Annotated in this window: 3 protein-coding genes and 1 pseudogene; 1 reads left to right on the forward strand and 3 read right to left on the reverse strand. The window is 32.5% G+C overall.

Annotated elements, in window-relative coordinates; all coding sequences use genetic code 11:
• A partial coding sequence (locus IC220_RS06470) for a transposase (RefSeq protein ID WP_188152690.1) occupies positions 1-177 on the forward strand: 177 nt, incomplete at its 5' end.
• Between the two features lie 9 nt (positions 178-186).
• Here IC220_RS06470 and IC220_RS06475 read toward each other — a convergent pair.
• The 3 genes and pseudogenes from IC220_RS06475 to IC220_RS06485 form a co-directional block, all read right to left on the reverse strand.
• Positions 187-1,002 carry an ankyrin repeat domain-containing protein gene (locus IC220_RS06475; protein ID WP_188153656.1) on the reverse strand — a complete coding sequence of 272 codons (816 nt, stop codon included), beginning with the start codon at positions 1,000-1,002 and terminating at the stop codon, positions 187-189.
• Positions 1,003-1,160: 158 nt separating this feature from the next.
• Entirely contained in the window at positions 1,161-3,254 is a 2,094-nt protein-coding gene (locus IC220_RS06480; protein WP_188153657.1) for an ankyrin repeat domain-containing protein, read from the reverse strand.
• A 2-nt stretch (positions 3,255-3,256) separates the two neighbouring features.
• Positions 3,257-3,418: pseudogene (locus IC220_RS06485) on the reverse strand (IS256 family transposase); the annotation flags it as partial.

The following is a 3,418-nucleotide window of genomic DNA, read 5'->3' on the forward strand; positions in this document are numbered from 1 at the left end:
TCCAATAGAAAAACACCAAGAGAATACGATAAAGAGCTTTATAAAGAGAGAAATCTCATCGAAAGAATGTTCAATAAACTCAAGAATTTTCGTAGGGTTGCTACTCGTTATGATAAATTAGCTATTTCTTTCTTATCTTTTGTCCATATTGCTTCTATATATCTTTGGTTAAAATAAATGTCGACACTACCTAGTATTAACATCAGCACCTTCGTCTTCTATCAGATACTCTACTATTTCTGCATTAGCAGCAAAATGTAAAGGAGTTCTTCCATCTTTATCTTTAGCATGAACACCGTCACCTTTCTTTTTTATCAGATACTTTGCTACCGCTATATTAGCAGCAAAATGTAAAGGAGTTCTTCCATCATTATCTTTATCATTAACATTTGCACCTCTTTTTATTAGAGTATTTACTACTTCTGCATTCTTAGCATAATGTAAAGCAGTTCCTCCATTATTATCTTTAGCATTAACCTTTGCATGTGCTATTACTAGAGCCTTTATTACCTCTCGCTTACCTTTAATAGCAGCAAAATATAAAGGTGTTCTTCCATCTTCATCTTTAGCATTAACATTTGCACCTCTTTTTATTAGAGTATTTACTACTTCTGCATTCTTAGCATAATGTAAAGCAGTTCCTCCATTATTATCTTTAGCATTAACCTTTGCATGTGCTATTACTAGAGCCTTTATTATCTTTATATAACCGTTTTGAGCAGCAATATGCAGTAATGTAGCGCGTTTATCACTTAATTTCTTATCTTTATCACCTCTTTCGAATAAAGATAAGAAATTTAACATAAAACTCTTATCTTCATCATTTTCTTGGAATGGAAATAAGCAATCTATATTAAATTTTTCTTTTTTCCACCCTGGGTATATCTCGACAAGTTCTATCTGTAACCTCTTTTTTATTGCTTCAACTATATCATGTGTATCTGGGTCAAATCTTGGATCAGAGTTTATTTTACTTAATATTGCTTTCAATTTTTCATTCATAGATTATCTTCTTATTAATATATAAATTAAAAGGTATAATATATTAATTAAGAAATCAATACTTTTTTTTAATAAATTTTTAATAATTAAGATTAAAATCGAGTTTGTCTATTAAGAAGAGAGAAAAGCCTACCGACACGGTAGGCTCCATAAACTACTTATAGCCCTCGAGTATTGCTACTAGAAATAGAAACATCTTCTAAATGACTTTCGGGATGTTCAGCAGTATTCTCGACATCATGACTCGTACTATTTTCTGTTAAGAAATCTATAACGTCTTTACAATTTGAACATTCCTCTTGAGCAAGTTCCAGAGGAGTTTTATTTTTTCTGTTTTTAGCATTAGTGTCAGCACCTTTTTCTACAAGGTACTTCACCATCTCTAAGTTACTGGCAGAGCCACTAGCAAGATGCAATAGGGTATTCCCAAAATAATCCTTAGAATCCTTAGAATTAACATTAGCACCTTTTTCGACAATATATTTCACCACTTCAAAGTTAGAATTACGGACAGCAAGGCGTAAAATGTCATCTTTCTCATCACCTTTTTCTAGAAGATATTTATCTATAAGATATTTTGCTATATCAGAAGTACTGGAAGGCATAACAATAGCAATAATGAGAGGTGTTATATATTGATTATTTCTAGCATCAATATCAGCACCTTTTTCTACAAGATACTTTACCAATTCCGCATTAGAAGAACGGACAGCAAAATACAATGGGGTGTACCCATTTTTACCCTTAGCATTAACATTAGCGCCTTTTTCTACAAGATACTTTACCAATTCCGCATTAGAAGAACGGACAGCAAAATACAATGGGGTGTACCCATTTTTACCCTTAGCATTAACATTAGCGCCTTTTTCTACAAGATACTTCACTGCATCTACATGATTATTATTAACAGCTATGTGTAAGGCTGTATCATAATCATTATTGGCAGCGTTAATAATATCAGGCTTTTTATCTATAAGAAGTTTAACTGCCTCCAATTGAGCTTTCTTAATAGCTACATGTAATGGTATATTACCATCTTTATCTTTAGCATAAAAATCAACATTTGGGATATTGATAAGCAACTTAGTTATATCCAGATTACCTTTTTGAACAGCTATGTGTAAAGGTGTATAGCCCATTCTATTTTTAATATTAATATCAGCACCTTTTTCCATGAGATACCTTAATATATCTACATGATTATCACTAACAGCTTTGTGCAAGGGAGTGTTTCTTTCCTTATCTTGAACATTAATATCAGCACCTTTTTCTATAAGGCACTTCATTATATTTAAATTATTATCAGTGACAGCCATGTGCAATGGGGTCTCTTCACCTATATCTTTAATATTAATATTAGCGCCTTTTTCTATGAGAAATTTTATTACATCCAAGTTGTTGGAAGAAGTAGCACTGTGCAATGGGGCGTATCCGTCATTATCTTTAGCGTTAATATCAAAACCTTTCTCTATAAGATACTCCGCTATATCTAAGCCTCCGGAAGAAGAATAAGCAATAATATGCAAAAATGTGTGCCCTGCATGATCTTTATATTTAGCACTAATATCAGCGCCTTTTGATACAAGATACTTTACCACCGCAAAATTGGAAGAATGAATGGCAATGTGCAATGGTGTTTGTCCATCTTTATTTCTGGCGTTAACAATATCAGGTTTTTTGCCTACAAGAGTTTTAATTACCCCTAAATTATCTCTCTCAATAGCTACATGTATTGGTGTATTACCTTTATTATCTTTAGCGTAAAAATCAATACTTGGGATATTTATAAACCACTTAATCATGTCCATATTGCCTTCTTGAGCAGCTGTATGTAAAGGTGTAAAACCTTTACTATTTTTAGTATTAACATCAGCACCTTTTTCTAAAAGGTAATCCAATATACTTAACTCTTTTTTTAATACGTGCTCTAACTCTTTATCGGAAAATTTAGCAGCATTGTGAAAGATATTATCGCCATTATTGTCTTTAGAATTAATATCAATACCTTTGTCTACAAGACATTTTACTACATCTAAGCTGGGAAAACGGACAATATTGTACAAAACATAATACAAGGAATTTCTTCCATTATTATCTTTAGCATTAACATCAGCACCTTTTTCTATAAGATACTTTATTATCTCTAAGTTATCAAACTCACTAGCCTGATGCAAAGGGGTAAACCCTTGCTCATCTCTATTATTGACATCAGCACCTTTCGGGAGTGTTAAATAAACTGTGTCAAACCACATTTTTAGCTCAACTCAATTTTCAATCTTCCAGGAAAGAAAATGTCAAGCTGAGATATGGCTACTGCCCAATCATGCACAGGCATCGTCCATTTTTCCTCTGCCTTCTTTATAGCACAATATACCAACTTATACAAGGCATTTATGCTGGTAAATGAGCCCTTGGT

The sequence above is a fragment of the Wolbachia endosymbiont of Pentalonia nigronervosa genome (assembly GCF_014534705.1).
In the GTDB taxonomy this organism is placed as follows: Bacteria; Pseudomonadota; Alphaproteobacteria; order Rickettsiales; family Anaplasmataceae; genus Wolbachia.